This is a genomic window from Wenzhouxiangella sp. 15190, from assembly GCF_003417465.1.
Lineage (GTDB): Bacteria > Pseudomonadota > Gammaproteobacteria > Xanthomonadales > Wenzhouxiangellaceae > Wenzhouxiangella.
Genome location: NZ_QVMV01000011.1, coordinates 109,264 through 124,916, shown reverse-complemented (window position 1 = coordinate 124,916; position 15,653 = coordinate 109,264). Strand labels below are relative to the sequence as shown.

Annotated in this window: 16 protein-coding genes; 8 read left to right on the top strand and 8 right to left on the bottom strand. The window is 61.8% G+C overall.

Annotated features, from left to right (window positions below):
* Positions 1 to 247: 247 nt before the first annotated feature.
* From DZK26_RS03445 to DZK26_RS03425, 5 genes are all read right to left on the bottom strand, one after another.
* A complete protein-coding gene (locus tag DZK26_RS03445) occupies positions 248 to 520 on the bottom strand; it encodes a polyhydroxyalkanoic acid system family protein (RefSeq protein ID WP_116898074.1) in 273 nt (90 codons plus the stop codon).
* Complete coding sequence (locus DZK26_RS03440; RefSeq protein ID WP_116898075.1) at positions 517 to 3,279, bottom strand: EAL domain-containing protein; 2,763 nt, start codon at positions 3,277 to 3,279, stop codon at positions 517 to 519. Before DZK26_RS03440 ends, DZK26_RS03445 begins: the two co-directional genes overlap by 4 nt.
* Positions 3,276 to 3,650 (bottom strand): response regulator, encoded by a 375-nt coding sequence (locus DZK26_RS03435; protein ID WP_116898076.1) that lies wholly within the window; start codon positions 3,648 to 3,650, stop codon positions 3,276 to 3,278. Before DZK26_RS03435 ends, DZK26_RS03440 begins: the two co-directional genes overlap by 4 nt.
* Positions 3,647 to 5,725 carry an ATP-binding protein gene (locus tag DZK26_RS03430; protein WP_181918372.1) on the bottom strand — a complete coding sequence of 693 codons (2,079 nt, stop codon included), beginning with the start codon at positions 5,723 to 5,725 and terminating at the stop codon, positions 3,647 to 3,649. The genes DZK26_RS03435 and DZK26_RS03430 overlap by 4 nt, the downstream gene beginning before the upstream one ends.
* A gap of 155 nt (positions 5,726 to 5,880) precedes the next feature.
* Positions 5,881 to 7,128: a threonine/serine exporter ThrE family protein gene (locus DZK26_RS03425; RefSeq protein ID WP_116898078.1), complete on the bottom strand. Its 1,248-nt coding sequence runs from the start codon at positions 7,126 to 7,128 to the stop codon at positions 5,881 to 5,883.
* A gap of 86 nt (positions 7,129 to 7,214) precedes the next feature.
* Between DZK26_RS03425 and DZK26_RS03420 the strand changes: the two genes are divergently transcribed.
* Positions 7,215 to 7,994, top strand: coding sequence for a PhzF family phenazine biosynthesis protein (locus DZK26_RS03420; protein WP_116898079.1), 780 nt, complete (start codon positions 7,215 to 7,217; stop codon positions 7,992 to 7,994).
* Positions 7,995 to 8,003: 9 nt separating this feature from the next.
* Here DZK26_RS03420 and DZK26_RS03415 read toward each other — a convergent pair whose 3' ends face one another.
* The 3 genes from DZK26_RS03415 to arfB all read right to left on the bottom strand — a co-directional run bounded on the left by DZK26_RS03415 (position 8,004) and on the right by arfB (position 11,140).
* The gene (locus DZK26_RS03415) at positions 8,004 to 9,233 is read right to left on the bottom strand and encodes an amidohydrolase family protein (RefSeq protein WP_220337126.1); all 1,230 of its coding nucleotides are present in this window, start codon (positions 9,231 to 9,233) and stop codon (positions 8,004 to 8,006) included.
* The gene (locus tag DZK26_RS03410; protein ID WP_116898173.1) at positions 9,230 to 10,543 is read right to left on the bottom strand and encodes an amidohydrolase family protein; all 1,314 of its coding nucleotides are present in this window, start codon (positions 10,541 to 10,543) and stop codon (positions 9,230 to 9,232) included. Before DZK26_RS03410 ends, DZK26_RS03415 begins: the two co-directional genes overlap by 4 nt.
* Before the next feature lie 174 nt (positions 10,544 to 10,717).
* Positions 10,718 to 11,140 carry an alternative ribosome rescue aminoacyl-tRNA hydrolase ArfB gene (arfB, locus tag DZK26_RS03405; protein WP_116898080.1) on the bottom strand — a complete coding sequence of 141 codons (423 nt, stop codon included), beginning with the start codon at positions 11,138 to 11,140 and terminating at the stop codon, positions 10,718 to 10,720.
* Positions 11,141 to 11,313: 173 nt separating this feature from the next.
* Here arfB and DZK26_RS03400 point away from each other — a divergent pair, with 173 nt between their 5' ends.
* The 7 genes from DZK26_RS03400 (at position 11,314) to DZK26_RS03370 (ending at position 15,528) form a co-directional block, all read left to right on the top strand.
* Positions 11,314 to 12,078 (top strand): class I SAM-dependent methyltransferase, encoded by a 765-nt coding sequence (locus DZK26_RS03400; protein WP_116898081.1) that lies wholly within the window; start codon positions 11,314 to 11,316, stop codon positions 12,076 to 12,078.
* A gap of 9 nt (positions 12,079 to 12,087) precedes the next feature.
* A complete protein-coding gene (locus tag DZK26_RS03395) occupies positions 12,088 to 12,432 on the top strand; it encodes a DUF6122 family protein (protein ID WP_116898082.1) in 345 nt (114 codons plus the stop codon).
* Positions 12,433 to 12,572: 140 nt separating this feature from the next.
* A complete protein-coding gene (locus DZK26_RS03390) occupies positions 12,573 to 12,785 on the top strand; it encodes a hypothetical protein (RefSeq protein ID WP_116898083.1) in 213 nt (70 codons plus the stop codon).
* An 82-nt stretch (positions 12,786 to 12,867) separates the two neighbouring features.
* On the top strand, positions 12,868 to 13,188 hold the full coding sequence (locus DZK26_RS03385; RefSeq protein ID WP_116898084.1) for a hypothetical protein: 321 nt from the start codon (positions 12,868 to 12,870) through the stop codon (positions 13,186 to 13,188).
* A gap of 56 nt (positions 13,189 to 13,244) precedes the next feature.
* Complete coding sequence (locus DZK26_RS03380) at positions 13,245 to 13,487, top strand: type II toxin-antitoxin system Phd/YefM family antitoxin (RefSeq protein WP_116898085.1); 243 nt, start codon at positions 13,245 to 13,247, stop codon at positions 13,485 to 13,487.
* Positions 13,484 to 13,747, top strand: coding sequence for a Txe/YoeB family addiction module toxin (locus tag DZK26_RS03375; protein ID WP_116898086.1), 264 nt, complete (start codon positions 13,484 to 13,486; stop codon positions 13,745 to 13,747). Before DZK26_RS03380 ends, DZK26_RS03375 begins: the two co-directional genes overlap by 4 nt.
* Before the next feature lie 134 nt (positions 13,748 to 13,881).
* Positions 13,882 to 15,528 (top strand): tetratricopeptide repeat protein, encoded by a 1,647-nt coding sequence (locus DZK26_RS03370; protein WP_116898087.1) that lies wholly within the window; start codon positions 13,882 to 13,884, stop codon positions 15,526 to 15,528.
* Positions 15,529 to 15,653: the final 125 nt, after the last annotated feature.

Here is a 15,653-nt window from a genome sequence, read left to right as displayed (position 1 = left end):
AAGGGACCCGCCATCAGCCTGCGGAGCAGGCGGGCGGAATATATTTTGACTTGTCGAAGCCCGCACCGCGACCTTGCGGCGACAAGCTGTTTGCCAATAAGGCAATGAAGGCGCCACCGCAAGAGCGCGCGAAGCGCGCCGGGCGAAACAGATTTTGAAGTGTCGAAACCCGCACTGCGTTCGGCGGCGTCACGCAACCCAAGGTCATTCAACCGGATATCTGGTACGTCAGGGATATCACCCCGACCTACTCGAAATGCTCATCCAGATAACGGTTGATTTCCTTTTCGACGGCCGGCTGCAGGTAGGTGAACAGGAAGTTGAGTTGAGCGCGGACGTGGATGCGTTCATCATCGACGTCGATTTCGCCATGCACGCCAGGACGTTCGAACACGATGGTGTCCTCGTCCCAGCCGTAATCTATGTTGAACTTGTTAGCAAGATCCTCAGCCAGCTCGTCGGCAACCTGCTGCGCATCTTCCAGGCTCATTGAGTGGACTTTATGGATATCGATGCTCATCGAGGCTGATTCATTTTTTCTCGGTATTGTTCGATCCAGTGGGTGAACTCGTCGGCCGGAAGCGCCTTGCTGTAGAGAAAGCCCTGGACGAGATCGCAACCGGCCTGGGCAAGATAGTCCCGCTGCGCCTCGGTTTCAACGCCTTCGGCAACCGTGCCCAGGTCGAGGCTGTGTGCCAGGAGAATGATCGCGTTTACGATCGCTTCGCCTTCGCTATGTTGATCCAGATCGTGGATGAAGGATCGGTCGATCTTGAATTGGTCGATGGGGAAGCGCCGCAGGTAGGCCAGCGAGGAATAACCGGTTCCGAAATCGTCGATGGAAATGCCCAGCCCCATCGACTGGAGTTCCCCCAGAATGCTCGCTGCATGCACCGCGCTATCCATGATGACCGACTCGGTAATTTCCAGCCTAAGGCACCGGGCTGGCACGTCGGCATGCTTCAGCGCGGCCCGGATGTGATCGGCCAGTTGCGGGTCCCTGAACTGGCGGGCGGAAAGATTGACGGCAATGCACAAGTTGAGGCCGTCGTCATGCCAGCGCTTCGCCTGGCGCGCGGCTTCCTCGAGAACCCACCGGCCCAGGGGAATGATCAGGCCGGTATCCTCGGCCAGGGGAACGAATTCGTCCGGTGGGATCCAGCCGTCCTCGTCGTGCCAGCGAAGCAGCGCTTCGGCCCCGGTGACCCCGGCGCTCTTCAAGTCGATCACCGGCTGGTAGTAGAGCGCCATGCCGTTCTCTTCAACGGCTCGACGCAGCCTCGACTCCATGTCGACTCTCTCGAGCGCCGATGTGTTCATGTCCTCGGTGTAGAAGCGGAACTGGTTGGCGCCGAACTGCTTAGCCCGATACATGGCGATATCGGCATTGCGCAATAGCGTGTTGTAGTCCTCGCCATTGCCCGGAAAGACACTGATGCCGATACTGGCCGAGATGTTCATTTCCCGCCCGGCGACATCGAAGGACTGTTCAAATGACTCGAGAACTGCTTTGGCTCGGCCGGGCAATTCGCCCGGATCCTCGCAACCCGTCAAGAGGATCACGAATTCGTCGCTGCTCAGGCGCGCGACGGTATCGTGCAAAGCCACCAGCTTTTGCAATCGTTTGGCCACTTCGCACAACACACTGTCCCCGGCCGATCTTCCCAGACTGTCATTGATGCGCTTGAACTGATCGAGATCGATGAACATCAGGGCGACACTGTGTTTGTCGTGCCTCGCTGCCGCCATTGCCTGTTCAACACGATCCTGCAGCAGATTACGGCTGGCCAGGCCGGTCAGGGTGTCCTGGCTGTACTGCTGCTCGAGTTGTTCCTCGTAACGCTTGCGGTCGGTGATATCGTTGATGATGCTGACAAAATGGCTGGCGCGGCCGTCTTCATCGAATACCGGAGCTATGATCAGTTCGTTCCAGAAGAGTGTGCCGTCCTTGCGGTAGTAGCGCAGCACGGCTTCGCCTTCCTGTTTCGATTCTATGGCATTACGAATGTTCGTCAGACCCCGCTGTTCATGGTCGTCGCCATACAGGAAGCGGGGATTGTGACCCAGTACTTCGTCGCGTCTGTAGCCGGTAATGCGTTCAAAAGCGTTGTTGACGTAGACGAGCGGCGTATCGGCTTCTTCCGTCGACGTGATCATCACGCCAGTGGGAGAAGCTTCGATAACCCTGCGGCTTAGGCGATTGAATTCCTCGGCTGATTTCAGGCTCGCCTCCGCCTGCCGGCGCATGGATTCGCGATGATAATTTTCCAACGCGTAGGACAGGTCGCTGACGACTTCCTTGACCAACCCGGTCAACGATGAGTCGAAAAAGCCGGTTTCGTTCGCGTACAGGCATATGGCACCGATAGGCCGTCCGTTGGCATAAAGCGGACATGCGGCCGCCGAGTGCAACTGGTATTCCCTGAGCAGTGGCTGCACCCTGCTGATAGAGCGTTCGGTGGAAAGATCGTTGCTCAGGAAGACTCTGTCTTCGCCAATGGCGATTTCGCCAGGCGTGCTAAACGGTGGCTCGACCACGAAGGGACTCGCCCGTTCGAATATCTCGTCGTCACCGCCTTGCCGCGCGGCGATTCGTACGGATTTCCCGTCTCCTTCCAGCAGCCCGACCCAGGCAAGCGTGAAACCGCCTCTTTCAACTGCAATCCGACAGGCGCCGTCCAGCAGTTCCTGCTGTGAACTGGCGTGGACGATGAGCTGATTGATGGCGCTCAGCGCCGAGTAAAGTCGATTGAGACGCTCGATTTGTGCCTTGGCCGACTGCAGTTCCTCGACCCGACGCGCGAGCTCGGAGCTGCGCTCTTCGAGCTTGCGTACCAGTGCCTGGCTGTAACGACGTTCGGCCTCTTCGCCCTGGGTCTGAGGCTGGCGCGGCTGGGGAGTGTGCTGATCGGCCTTTTCCAGCACGGCTTCCAGGCGATTGAGGAAAACTTCCGGCTCGGTCGGCTTGATCAGGAAGGCATCGGCACCGAGGTCCCGCGCAAGTCGTTCGTCTTCGGACTGGGTGTAGGTGGCCGTGTAGACGATGAACGGAATCTCGTTAAGCTGTTGATCGGCCTTCCACTCGCGCAGCATCGTGTAGCCGTCCATCATCGGCATGAGCAGGTCGCTGATGACAATATCAGGTGGCTGAAGGCGAGCGCGTGCCAGGGCCACCGCGCCGTCTTCGGCTTCGCTGACTTCGAACCCGTTGGCCGCAAGCAGGGAGCGCAGCAGGTAACGGTTTTCCTCGTGATCGTCGACGATCAGCGCACGCCTCATCCAGGAACCCCCAGGAACTGTTCAACCTGATCGGCGAAATTGGTGGGGTCGATCGGCTTTTCGATGTAACCGGTGCAGCCCGCGGCCAGGCAGTTTTCCCGATCACCCGGCATTGCATAGGAGGTTACCGCGACGATCGGGGTCTCGTCGAGATGTTCCTTGGCCCTCAGTTGCCGGGCAACCTCATATCCGTCCATGCCCGGAAGCTGGATGTCGAGCAGAATCAGCTCCGGCGATTGGGTATCGGCCAGTTCCAGTCCGGTGGCGCCGTCGGCGGCGCAGACGATCTTCCAGCCGCGTGCGGTCAACAGGTACTCCACCAGGTAGGCATTCTGTTCGTTATCTTCGATCATCAGAATCGTGCCCCTCATGCCGGTTCTCCGGTTCTGGCGGCCGCCAGGGGCAGTCGCAGGGTAAAGGTCGTGCCGACGCCCCAGCGGCTGGAGACTTCGATGTCGCCGTTCATCATTTCGGTCAGACGTTTGCAGATTACCAGTCCGAGACCGGTACCTTCATGCTTGCGCGACAGCGCCGAGTCGATCTGGCGAAATGGTTTGAACAGGTTCCGCATGTCTTCCTCGCGGATGCCGATTCCCGAATCACGAATGGTAATGACTACGAGATTGTGCCCTTCCTCGCGTTGCATGTCGACTTCCACGTTCACCGAGCCCGATTCGGTGAACTTCACGGCATTACCGATGAGATTGAACAGGATCTGCTCAACCCGCCGGGGATCACCCAGGCGTGTCCCCGGGTTTCTTTCAAAGTGTACGTTCAGACTGATGTTCTTCTGCTCGGCCAGCGGACGTATGATTTCCGCAACTTTCTCGATCGACTCCGGCAGCTCGAAAGCTTCTTCGGAGAGGTGCATTTCGCCGGCCTCGATACGCGAGATGTCGAGCACGTCGTTGATCAGGGTCAGCAAATGCTGGGAGCTGTTGCGCACCATTTGCAGTTGCTTGCCCTGTTCTTCATTGAGTGGCCCGGCCATCTCCTGCAGAAGGATGGCGGTGAAACCGATGATGGAGTTGAGCGGCGTGCGCAGCTCATGGCTCATTGTAGCCAGAAAAGTCGATTTCACCCGATCGGCTGCTTCGGCTCGATCGCGCGCGATGGCCAGTTCGCGCTCGACGCGCTTGTGTACGGTAATGTCGACCAGAAGCCCGACGATGCCCAGTGGCCGATTGTCCGGATCGACAATCCGCGCAGCGGAGTAGAGCATTTCGTGGCGGGTGCCGTCGGCAAAGTCGAGGGTGACTTCGCGGTTGATCGATCCGCCCAGCTCGAGCAATTGCCGCTGCTCTTCGTCGAAGCGTTCGCGTTCCTCTGGCGAGATATAGTCCAGGTCGGTCACCTTCTTGCCGGCGATGTCTTCCCGATCGAGTCCGAAAGCCCTTTCATAGGCCGTGTTGCAGCCGGTGAAGCGAAGGCGATTGTCCTTGTAGTAAATCAGGCTGGGAATGTGGTCAATCAGCGCCTGAAAAAACACGGAGGTCTCGCGCAGTTCCTTCGTACGGTCTTCTACGCGCTTTTCGAGTTCACGGGTGTGTTGCCTGGCCTGCGCGTAAACTTGATGGGTTCTCGCGCGTACCTGCCGGCGCAGCGCGATAACGATGACCAGGGTACCGGCTAGCAGGGTCGCAATCACCACCACCGCCCAGGGCAGCCATATCGGCCAGGCAGTCAGCGGCGGCCCAACGGTCCAGCGCTCGAGCGTCTGGTACCAGGGCGATTGCGGATCATGCTTGAATGCGATCAGGTGACGATCGATGGCATCTAGAAGGCCCTGCCGTCCCGTCATGGGGGCGGCGAAAAACAGTCTCGAAGGCGAAAAGATCACCGAAGTGTCTTCAAGTCCGTAGCGACTGGCGTTGTATTCGCCGAAGAAGCGGTTGGTGATCACCGCATCGGCGCTGCCGGCTTCCACGGCTCGAAATGCCGAATCGAAATCGGCAAACGGCACCAGTTCCACCACGACGCCGAAGCCGTCAACCATGTTCTCGAGCTGGTCTTGCTGAATGGAACCGTCGAGGACGGCGATGCTTTGCCCATTGAGGTCCAGGATCGAGTTGATATCGCTGCCCGCCGGCGCGTAGACCTGGTGCCAGCTCGACAGGGCCGGTTCGTCGTGGAATGCGTAGAGTTCGACTCGATCCGACGTTCGGGCAACGTCGGTCATGAGGTCGATTTCGCCGGTCGTCAGCCGATTCAGACCGTCCTGCCAGGTGCCGACAACGTACTCGAGTTGCCAGCCTTCGCGTTCGGCGATGGCCTCGATGAGATCGATGAAAATGCCTTGCGGTCGGCCGTCCTCGTCGAGCCCGACCTTGGGGCTATTCTCATAGACGCCGACACGAACGATGTCGGAAGATGCGGGAAGCGTGGGGGACTGAGCCGGACTGGCAGCGGTGAGTGCAGCAACTACGACGAAGAGGGCGATGAACACCCCCTTTCTCGTTCTTCGATCCCGAATGGCGGACCGGTTGCCCGGACCGAACGCTGCTGATGCAACCACCTAGGCCCTCCCTCGCCTGAGCGGATCATCGGCCCAGCATACGGAAAACGCGGGCCGTGCGCCATATGCGCCGGCCCGGGGCAAGGCTACAGGGTCGTGCGTGGCGGAACGAGAACGCTGGCGAGAATCATGCCGGTGGTCAGTGCTACGGCAATGATGCCAGCCAGAATGGCGGTTTCCACCCCGACGACCACGTCGTCCTGCATGAGCGTCGCCAGGCTTCTCAAGCCGATGCTGCCGGGTACGAGCAGGATCAGCCCCGGGATATGCAGGATCGATGACGGCCGCCCGGAAAAACGCACGTAGAGATTGCCGACCAGGCCTACCGCAAGGCCGCCGACGAAGGCACCGATGATGGGTGCCTCGAGCCAGCCACCCAGTCCGCTGCCGATCCAGGCGACGAATGACACCACCAGGATCCAGAACCAGTCGCGCGTGTGCGCCTGGATCAGCATCATCAGGCCGCAAGACGCCACCACCAGGCCGACCACAAGCAGCCAGTCCGGTCGCGGTGAGGCCGTGGTCAGCTCAACCGGCCCGACGATGGCCTGGCCGGCCATGCCGCCAAGCACCAGACCGAAAGCGAGCAGCGCAAAGATCGTGACCGAAAAGGAAAGCCTAGATGAGCCAGAAACCAGATGCCCCGTCGACAGCTCACGCGCGGCGGTGGTCAGGTCCATGCCGGGCAGCAGCGGAATCATGGCTGCCAGGATGGCCGGCATCAGGGCAGTGCGCTCGTCGAAGCCGCACCACAGCGATCCCAGGAAAGAGATGAGCGCGGCCACCATCGGCATGATCAGCCGGGAACGCTCCACGTGCTGGCGCATCCACCATACGGTCAGCCCGGTGACCGCGCCCAGCGGCGCCGACATCATGGCTTCTCGCCATCCGCCGCCCAATAGCGGTGCGACACCGCCCCCGATGAGTATGAAGGCCAGAACTTGCAGCCAGGCGCCGTAGAGCGGCGGCGCGCTGTCAATGGCGCGCACGCGCTCGTCGGCCTGCTGCGGGTCGATGCGGCCTTCGGCCAGGTCTTCCATCACCTCGGTCAGGTCGGCCAGCTTGGAAAGATTGGCCGAGCCCGGCTCGGAGCGGGCCAGGAAGGTCTGCTGGTTTTCCCCGTCGCCCAGCGAGACGATCAGCGCCGTGGGCGTGGAAAAGAACTCCGCCTGCAGACCGAGGCGGTCGGCCATGATCTGCATCGACGACTCCAGCCGGTGGGCGGGCGAGCCCACGTGCAGCAGCGCCCGACCCAGGTTGAGTACCAGGCGGGCGTAGCGGTCGGAGGAGTAGGGCTGCTCGCCGTCGAGCGCGTCTTCGCTGTCTTCGTTCACCGTGATGTCCGGTCAAAACTCCGCATTTTTTTGAAGTGTCGCATAATGTTGCCTGGACTTCCCGAAAGCAGGATGAACTTTCCTTCATGGAACTGAAGCTCTTCCAGGTGGACGCGTTTGCCGAAAAGGTCTTCGAAGGCAACCCGGCCGCCGTGGTGCCGCTTGAAGAATGGCTCGACGATGAACTGCTGCTGGCCATCGCCAGCGAAAACAATCTTTCCGAAACGGCATTCTTCGTGCCCGAAAACGGGCGCTACAAGCTGCGGTGGTTCACGCCCCAGGCCGAAGTGGACCTGTGCGGCCATGCCACCCTGGCGACGGCACACGTCCTGTTCGAACACCTGGGTTTTTCCGGTGAGGAAGTCGTTTTCGACAGCCGCAGCGGGGAATTGCGGGTGCGCCGCAGCGAGGCGGGCCTGGAACTGGATTTTCCGGCCGGCTGGCGTCGCGAGATCGGGATTCCCCTCGGCATCGATCAGGCGCTGGGTAGCAAGCCCCGGCAGGCTTTCGAGGGCGAGGACTGCATGCTGGTATTCGGCAGCGAGGCCGAAATCCGTGCCCTTTCGCCGGATTTCCGCGCGCTCGTCCGTGTGCCCGGCCGCGGTGTCATCACCACCGCTCCCGGCGACGAGGTCGATTTCGTCAGCCGCTGCTTCTTTCCCAAACTCCGGGTCGACGAGGATCCCGTGACCGGCTCGGCCCACTGCCAGATGGCGCCCTACTGGGGCGAGCGGCTGGGCAAGGATGAGCTCCTGGCTAGGCAGGTTTCCGCCCGCGGCGGCACAGTGCGATGCCGGGTGGCCGGCGAGCGGGTCAAGCTCGCCGGCCCCGCGGTGGATTTCCTGGTGGGAACGATCCGGCTCTGAACGGATCGCTTATCGACGGATCTCGCTCACGCGCTTCCCGTCGATCACGGTGCCGGTCACATGCGTGGTGTATTCGAACGGGTCGCCGTCGAACAGGGCCACGTCGCCGTCCTTGCCGACCTCCAGCGATCCGACCTCATCGGACAGGCCGAGGATGCGGGCCGGTGCCATGGTGACCATTTCCAGCGCCTGGTCGAAGCTGGCGCCGTAGGGCAGGGTCATGGCCGCCTCGAACAGCACCACCCGGGTCTTGGGCACGTAGCCCTCGAAGCCCGATTGCACCGCGACCTCGATGCCGGCATTCTTCAGCTCGGCTGCGGTGGTGAAGGCCATGTGCGCCGTATCGCCCCCGGCGCGGGCGCGAGCCATGGTCGGGTGGATGATGACCGGTATTCCGGCCGCCTTGATTTCGTCGACCAGCAGGTGCGCATCGCTGGCACCGGCCAGGATCAGCCGGAAGCCGAACTCGTCGGCCAGCCTGAGTGCCGTCATGATGTCGCTGTGGCGGTGCGCCTCGATGATCAGCGGCACTTCGCCGGAGAGCACATCGGCCAGCGCGTCCATCGCCAGGTCGCGGGCGGGTGTCTTGCCTTCCTCGGCGGATTCGAGCTTTTCGACATACTCCTGTGCGGCGTAGAGCTTTTCGCGCAGCATGGCTACCGCCTTGGAGCGGTTGCCGGGCGAGGAGCGGTCGTGGCGGGTGGCGCCTGCACCCAGCGTGGCAGCCAGCGCCGAGTAGGGCCGCACGACGGCCTCGTCGACGGTGTCGCCGGTCGTTTTGGCGATCAGCATCTGCCCGGATATCACCTCGCCGGGGCCGTGACCGGTGTGCACGGTGGTAACGCCGTGCTCGCGCAGCCAACCCACCAGTTCTTCCATGGGGTTGTAAGCATCGATGGCGCGCAGTTCCGGCTGGATGGCGGCCGAGCGTTCCAGTTGGTCCTGGTCGTGCGGTTGGTTGAGGTAGCCCGAAAGTCCTACCGTGGCGCGCGCGTCGATCAGGCCGGGCGTGGCCACGGCCGATTCGAGCACCAGCAAGCCTTCGGGAATCTCGGTCGAGTCTGCCGGCCCGACGGCGGTGATCGTTCCGTCTTCGATGACGACGACACCGTCCTCGATCATTTCGCCCGGGGCAGTATGCAGCTTGCCCGCACGCACGGCGATATCCTGCGCCAGGGCGGGCAGGGCCATGGTGGCCAGCAGCGTGAATACGGCAGCCTTGTTGATCATCTTGTTCATTCCGCGTCTCCATGGCCGTGGCCGTGAATATGACCGTTTCCGTCGTCGTCCGACAGCGCGTTGAAGCCGCCCTCGGCGATCAGGCGGTCGTCCTCGTCGTCCAGGTCGAAACGGCGTTCGCCCTCCACCCAGGTTTCGAGTACGCGGGTGTAGACGCTGAACGGATCACCGGAGAGGATCACGAAGTCGGCGTCCTTGCCGGGGCTGAGCGTTCCGACCCGGTCGGCCATATCGAGCATTTCGGCACCGCGGATGGTCAGGGCCTCGATCGCGGCCTCGCGCGACATGCCGGCGCGGATCGCCAGGGCGGCCATGCGCAGGAAGTAGCGCGAATCGGTCACCCAGTCGTCGGTATGCAGGGCCACGTCGGCGCCGGCTTGCTCCAGCGCCGGGGCGGACTTGGCCTTCAGGTGTTTTGCTTCGAGCTTGCCGCCCGGGCTGTCGATCAGGATCAGGGAGACCGGCACGTCGGCGGCTGCAATCTCGTCAGCCACCCGCCAGGCCTCGCTGGTGTGGTGCAGCACCATGCGGAACCCGAATTCGTCCTTCAGGCGCATGGCCGTCATCAGGTCGTCATGGCGATGGCTGTGGAAATGCACCATGCGCTTGCCGCTGAGCACTTCAGCCAGGGCTTCCATGCCGAGATCGCGCGAGGGCGCCTCGCCTTCCTCGGCGTTGTCTAGCTTGTCGGCGTATTCCTGTGCTTTGATGTAAGCCGCGCGCGCCAGGGCAGCGGACTTTGCGCGCGTGCCGGGAAAGGGCGGCTTGCGCATCGGGTTGGTGCCGTTGGCCATCTTCAGGCCGCCGGCGATGCCGCCGTCCTCGAAGCGATAAGCCAGGTCGGTAATGGCGTCTCCGTCGCGGAGCTTCAGGTAAACCGTCTGGCCGCTGATCAGGTGACCCGAGCCGGGCATGACGTTGACGCTGGTGATGCCGCCGGCCAGCGCACGCTTGATGCCGGAGCTGCGCACATTCACGGCGTCCATCGCCCGCGCCTCGGGCTGGATCGGCCCGGACCGGTCGGCGCCGGAGACCTCGCCGATATGGCTGTGGGTGTCGACGATGCCCGGCATGATCACGGTGCCGGCTTCGAGCTCGACGATTTCGGCGCCGTCGGGAATGCTCACGTCGGCGCGCGCCCCGACACGATCGATCTGTCCGTCGACCACGACCAGTGCGCCGTTGTCGATCGGATTGCCGTCGACGGGAATGATCTTCGCACCGACGAAAGCGCGCGTGTCCGCCAGCGCGGCAGACGGGATTGCGACCAGCAGCAATATTGCCGCCAGCCCATGTGAAAGGGTTCTCAAGAGGGTCTCCTTCGGGTCACTGAGCAGGTTCAACAAAATGGCAGAGGCGACACGACATTGCAATCGACGGCAACGAATGGCTTCATATCATCTGGCTATGGAGGCGGCTCCGCCGGATATGTCATCCCGGCCTCCGAGCCGGGATCTCGCACTCCTCGGTGCGACGGGCGCACCTTATTCATCCAGCCGCGGCGTCTTCCGCGCCCGCTTGATCTCCTTGTGCCGCTGTTGCTTCTTCTTCCGGCGTTTCTTCGCCGAACGACTCGGTTTGGTGGGAATGCGCTTCTTGGGCTTGTGATGTGCCTTCTCGATCAACTCGGCCAGACGCTCGCGCGCCTCCTCGCGGTTGCGATGCTGGCTGCGGTGCGACTTGGCCTCGATGGTGATCACGCCGTCGGTGTCGGCGCGCCGACCCGCCAGTTCCAGCAGGCGGATCTTGACCGGCTGGGACAGGAAATCGGAGTTGAGCACGTCGTAGCGTAACTGCACCCCGGTTTCGGTCCGGTTGACATGTTGACCGCCGGGGCCACCGGCCAGGATGAATCGCTCGTCCAGTTCGCTCTCCGCGGGCAGGAATCGGCTGGGCGTTGCAGGCATTGGCGATTTCCATTAGATTCCCCCTCAGTCTACGGGAATCTCGTCCGTCGCCTGCGGTGGTCACGCGCTTCCATCCTTCAGCCCGGAACAGCCTTTCCATGCTGCCGGACAGAAACCGTTCCTTCACCGCCCCGTTGGGCTCTTCATCCCATTCCAGCAAGGCACATGAAGTTATGGATGAGTTTCAACTGTTGATTGACCTGCACAAGAATCACCAGCGCCAGGGACCCGGCGGTGACGAGGAAACGGCAAAGGCCGTCGACCTGGCCTGCATCGACCGGGAGCGCCCCCTGAAGATCGCCGATATTGGCTGTGGCACCGGCGCCTCCACGCTGACCCTCGCCCGCTTGCTCGATGCCGAAATCGTGGCGGTCGATTTCCTCCAGGAATTTCTCGATGTGCTCGAGGAAGGGGCCGCACGCGAAGGGCTATCCGACCGGATCACGCCGCTGTGCCGTGAGATGGAAGACCTGCCTTTCGATTCCGAAGCCTTCGACATCATCTGGTCCGAAGGCGCTATCTACAACATCGGGTTCCAGAAGGGAATCGTCGACTGGCGGCGCTACCTCAAGCCCGGCGGGCTGCTGGTGGCTTCGGAAGTCAGCTGGCTCACGGAATCGCGACCTTCGGAGATACAGGCGCATTGGGATAGCGAGTATCCGGAAATCGATACGCCATCGGCCAAGATCAAACAACTGGAAGCCAGCGGTTACTCACCGGTTGGCTACTTCGCCTTGCCCGAACATTGCTGGACGACCAATTACTATGAGCCCATCCAGTCGGACTTCGAGGCTTTCCTCGAGCGGCACGGCAACAGCGAGGAGGCCCGGGCCATTGTCGAAGCCGAGCGGCACGAGATCGAACTGTATTCGAGGTACAAGCCGTACTTCAGTTATGGCGTATACATTGCGAGGAAGCTGGCAGGGGAAGATGCGTAACGACCGGGCATGATCCATGTTGTCCTGCATTTCATCGTGCCGGCCTTCGTTGCTTTCGCGTTTTACCGCAGCGGCTGGCTAAGCGCGTTCCTGGTCATGATCGCCACCTTGCTCGTCGATGTCGATCATATGCTGGCCGATCCGATCTACGATCCGCAGCGCTGTTCCATTGGCTTCCACCCGCTGCACACCGTTCCCGCCATCGTGGTCTACGTCGCGTTGTTTGCGGTTCCACTGTTTTGGCCAAGGAAGGGGTCCGTTCAAGGCTTGCACTACACGGCCCGTGTACTTCACCTCGCCGGGCTGGGTCTGCTGGTCCACATGGCGCTGGATTGGCTCGATTGTTTTGTGTAACAGCAGGTACTACGCAATTGATTGGACAAGCAGACCTGGAGGAATCCTTAGCCAATGAATACCGAGTCTTTCGAGCAATGGCTTGACATGCAATCCCCGCATACTTTGCGGTCAGAGCGGTCACCAAGGAGATTGCCCTCATGGACTACGCCGCGATAGCCGATAGCATCCGGCGGCCCGGGCCGATCGAGGGCGCGGGACAGGACTATCGAACGCTCGTCCACTACGCCATACTGGCCGCCTCCAGCCACAATACCCAGCCGTGGCTGTTCAGGCTGCACGACGATACCATCGAGATTCCGCCGGATCTGGATCGGCGAGCGCGGCAACACCGCCCAGTTCGACGATGCTGACTGGTCGAAAGAGCTCAAGTCCTGGATTCGTTTCAACGGCCGCGAGGCCCTCAGCAGGGGCGATGGACTGTACGGCCCCGCGATGGGTAGTCCGGCCGTGCCGCGGCCGCTGGGTCGACTGGCGATGCGCTTCGGCTTTTCGGCCGGCAAGCAGAATGCCAAGGACCGAAAGCACATCATGAGTTCGTCCGCCATTGCCGTGATTCACTCCGGGTCGAACGACAAGGAACACTGGATCGAGGCGGGCCGCTGCTACCAGCGCATGGCGTTGCGGGCCACGGCTCTGGGCCTGCGCAACGCCTTCATCAACCAGCCGGTCGAAGTTACTTCACTGAGGCCGGAGTTTGCGAAGTTCCTGGGGCTGGGCGATCGCCGACCCGCCCCTGGCAAACGTACGAATTGACGAACGTACGAAATAGCGTACACTTTCCACAGTCAACCCTATCAGAGGTTCGCGTCATGACGGGCATTACGGCAACCGAGGCACGAAGCAATCTTTATCGGCTGATCGACGAAACGGCGGAGTCCCACCAGCCGATCGTGATCACCGGCAAGCGCAACAAGGCAGTGCTCGTCGCCGAGGAAGACTGGGCGGCAATTCAGGAGACCCTTTATTTGCTCTCCGTTCCCGGGATGCGTGAATCCATTCGCGAAGGCATGGCGGCCCCCGTCGATGAATGCGACGAGGAACTGGACTGGTGAGCTGGAAGTTTGTCTACACCAGACAGGCGCAGAAAGACGCGAAAAAGCTGGCATCCAGCGGCCTGAAACCCAATGCTCAGGAGTTGCTCGAACTCCTCTCCGAGAACCCTTTTCAGAGACCGCCACCGTTCGAAAAGCTGGTGGGTGACCTCGCCGGCGCGCATTCCCGCCGCATCAACATCCAGCACCGCCTGGTCTACCAGGTGCTCGAAGAGCAGAAAGTCGTCAAGGTGCTGCGGCTTTGGAGCCATTACGAGTAGGGCGGATTCTCCAAGCACTTTGCCGGAACCACAAACTCACTGGCGGTCCGAAGACACGCCTCCCGTTGCACTTCTTTGAAAGAACCGGAATGCGCCTGCCCTGAAGGCGCTGGAATCTGAAGAGGAGGCAACCCATGACTCGAGCCGAATTCACTTCCATACTTGCCGCAATGCTACTGGCAGGCGCCGCCGGTAAGGTGCTTGCAGACGATCAGCAAGAACATGCGCCGCTGATCGAGGGCCTCGGCGACCACCATCACGAGGTCACCACCGACTCCCCCGAAGCCCAGCGCTATTTCAACCAGGGTCTGGTGCTGGCTTTCGGTTTCAACCACGGCGAAGCGCATCGTTCGTTCACTCAGGCCGCACGCATCGATCCCGATTGTGCGATGTGCTGGTGGGGCGCGGCCTGGGTGCTGGGACCCAACATCAACACCGCGATGGATCCCGAGATGGTGCCGGAGGCCTGGGAGTTGCTGCAGAAGGCCGAGGCCGCCGCCGAACACGCCAGCGAGCGCGAGAAGGCCTATATCGAAGCGCTTGCGCAACGCTACGGCCCGGAACCCCTGGAGGACCGCTCCAGCCGCGATCAGGCCTTTTCCGAGGCAATGGGGAAGGTGGCCGAAGCCTGGCCCGACGACCTGGATGCCCAGGTGATCTACGCCGAAGCGCTGATGGACACCACGCCCTGGGACTACTGGAAGGAAAACGGCAAGCCGAAGGCCGTGACCGAGACCGTCATCGACACGCTCGATGGCGTGCTCGAGCGCAATCCCGAACATCCCATGGCCAATCACCTTTTCATCCATGCAGTCGAAGCCGTCCAGCCTGAGCGGGGGCTGGAAGCGGCAAAGCGCCTGGAAGACCTGGTGCCGGGCGCGGGCCATCTGGTGCACATGCCGTCGCATATCTACATCCGCACCGGTCGCTATCACGACGCCACGCGCCAGAATCTTGCGGCGATCGAGGCCGACAAGCGCTACTTGGCGCAGGTCGAGGCCCAGGGCGTCTACCCGCTGGGCTACGTGCCGCACAACTACCATTTCGGCTGGGCGACGGCCACGTTCGAGGGCCGCAGCGAACTCGCCCTGCGGCTGGCGCGGGAAATGTCGCAGATGGTCGACGAAGATGCGATGCGCCAACGCCCCCTGACCACGCTGCAGCACTACTGGATCACGCCCGTTTACGCCCTGGTGCGCTTCGGCCACTGGGACGAGATCCTCGAATACGAAGAGCCCGCCAAGGATCTCATCTACCCGCGCGCCGTCTGGCACTACGCCCGCGGCATGGCATACACGCGCAAGGGCGATCTGGAAGACGCAAGAGCGGAACTGCAACGCCTGGACGAATTGCGCGATGACGAAAGCCTGAAGTGGGTCACCGTCTGGGACATCAACAAGAGCCGGCATATCCTGGAGATTGCCTCCCATGCCCTGAGAGGTGAGATCGCCGCCGAAGCCGGCGATTATCCGGCCGCCATCGAAGCCCTGGAGCAGGCTGTCGAGCGTGAAGACGAGCTCAACTACGACGAGCCGCCGAGCTGGCATTACCCCGTGCGCCAGTCCCTGGGCGCGATACTGCTCGAAGCCGGCCACCCCGAACGCGCGGCGGCGGTCTATCGCGAGGATCTGGCGAAGTTTCCCGACAACGGGTGGTCGCTGTACGGCTTGATGCAGGCGCTTCGGGCACAGGATGAGGCCGAAAGGGCGTTAGAGGTGCAACAACGTTTCCAAGAGGCCTGGCAGCATGCTGATGTCGTACTGACCTCCTCACGGTTCTGAAGCCGACCGCCATCATTATCTGAAAACTTGTGGTCTCGGCCCCCGAGTTGGGACCTCACGATCGCGCCACCTTGGCTCGAATCGTGAACCGATTATTTGATTAGGCTGCAGATATTTGCGCCTGC

Bases quoted from the DNA above. Each gene is read 5' to 3' on its own strand.
- DZK26_RS03395 (WP_116898082.1), top strand. From the start codon at position 12,088: ATGATCCATGTTGTCCTGCATTTCATCGTGCCGGCCTTCGTTGCTTTC.
- DZK26_RS03400 (WP_116898081.1), top strand. From the start codon at position 11,314: ATGGATGAGTTTCAACTGTTGATTGACCTGCACAAGAATCACCAGCGC.
- DZK26_RS03440 (WP_116898075.1), bottom strand. From the start codon at position 3,279: ATGAGGCGTGCGCTGATCGTCGACGATCACGAGGAAAACCGTTACCTG.
- arfB (WP_116898080.1), bottom strand. From the start codon at position 11,140: ATGCCTGCAACGCCCAGCCGATTCCTGCCCGCGGAGAGCGAACTGGAC.
- DZK26_RS03370 (WP_116898087.1), top strand. From the start codon at position 13,882: ATGACTCGAGCCGAATTCACTTCCATACTTGCCGCAATGCTACTGGCA.
- DZK26_RS03445 (WP_116898074.1), bottom strand. From the start codon at position 520: ATGAGCATCGATATCCATAAAGTCCACTCAATGAGCCTGGAAGATGCG.
- DZK26_RS03435 (WP_116898076.1), bottom strand. From the start codon at position 3,650: ATGAGGGGCACGATTCTGATGATCGAAGATAACGAACAGAATGCCTAC.
- DZK26_RS03380 (WP_116898085.1), top strand. From the start codon at position 13,245: ATGACGGGCATTACGGCAACCGAGGCACGAAGCAATCTTTATCGGCTG.
- DZK26_RS03385 (WP_116898084.1), top strand. From the start codon at position 12,868: ATGGGTAGTCCGGCCGTGCCGCGGCCGCTGGGTCGACTGGCGATGCGC.
- DZK26_RS03390 (WP_116898083.1), top strand. From the start codon at position 12,573: ATGGACTACGCCGCGATAGCCGATAGCATCCGGCGGCCCGGGCCGATC.
- DZK26_RS03415 (WP_220337126.1), bottom strand. From the start codon at position 9,233: ATGAACAAGATGATCAACAAGGCTGCCGTATTCACGCTGCTGGCCACC.
- DZK26_RS03420 (WP_116898079.1), top strand. From the start codon at position 7,215: ATGGAACTGAAGCTCTTCCAGGTGGACGCGTTTGCCGAAAAGGTCTTC.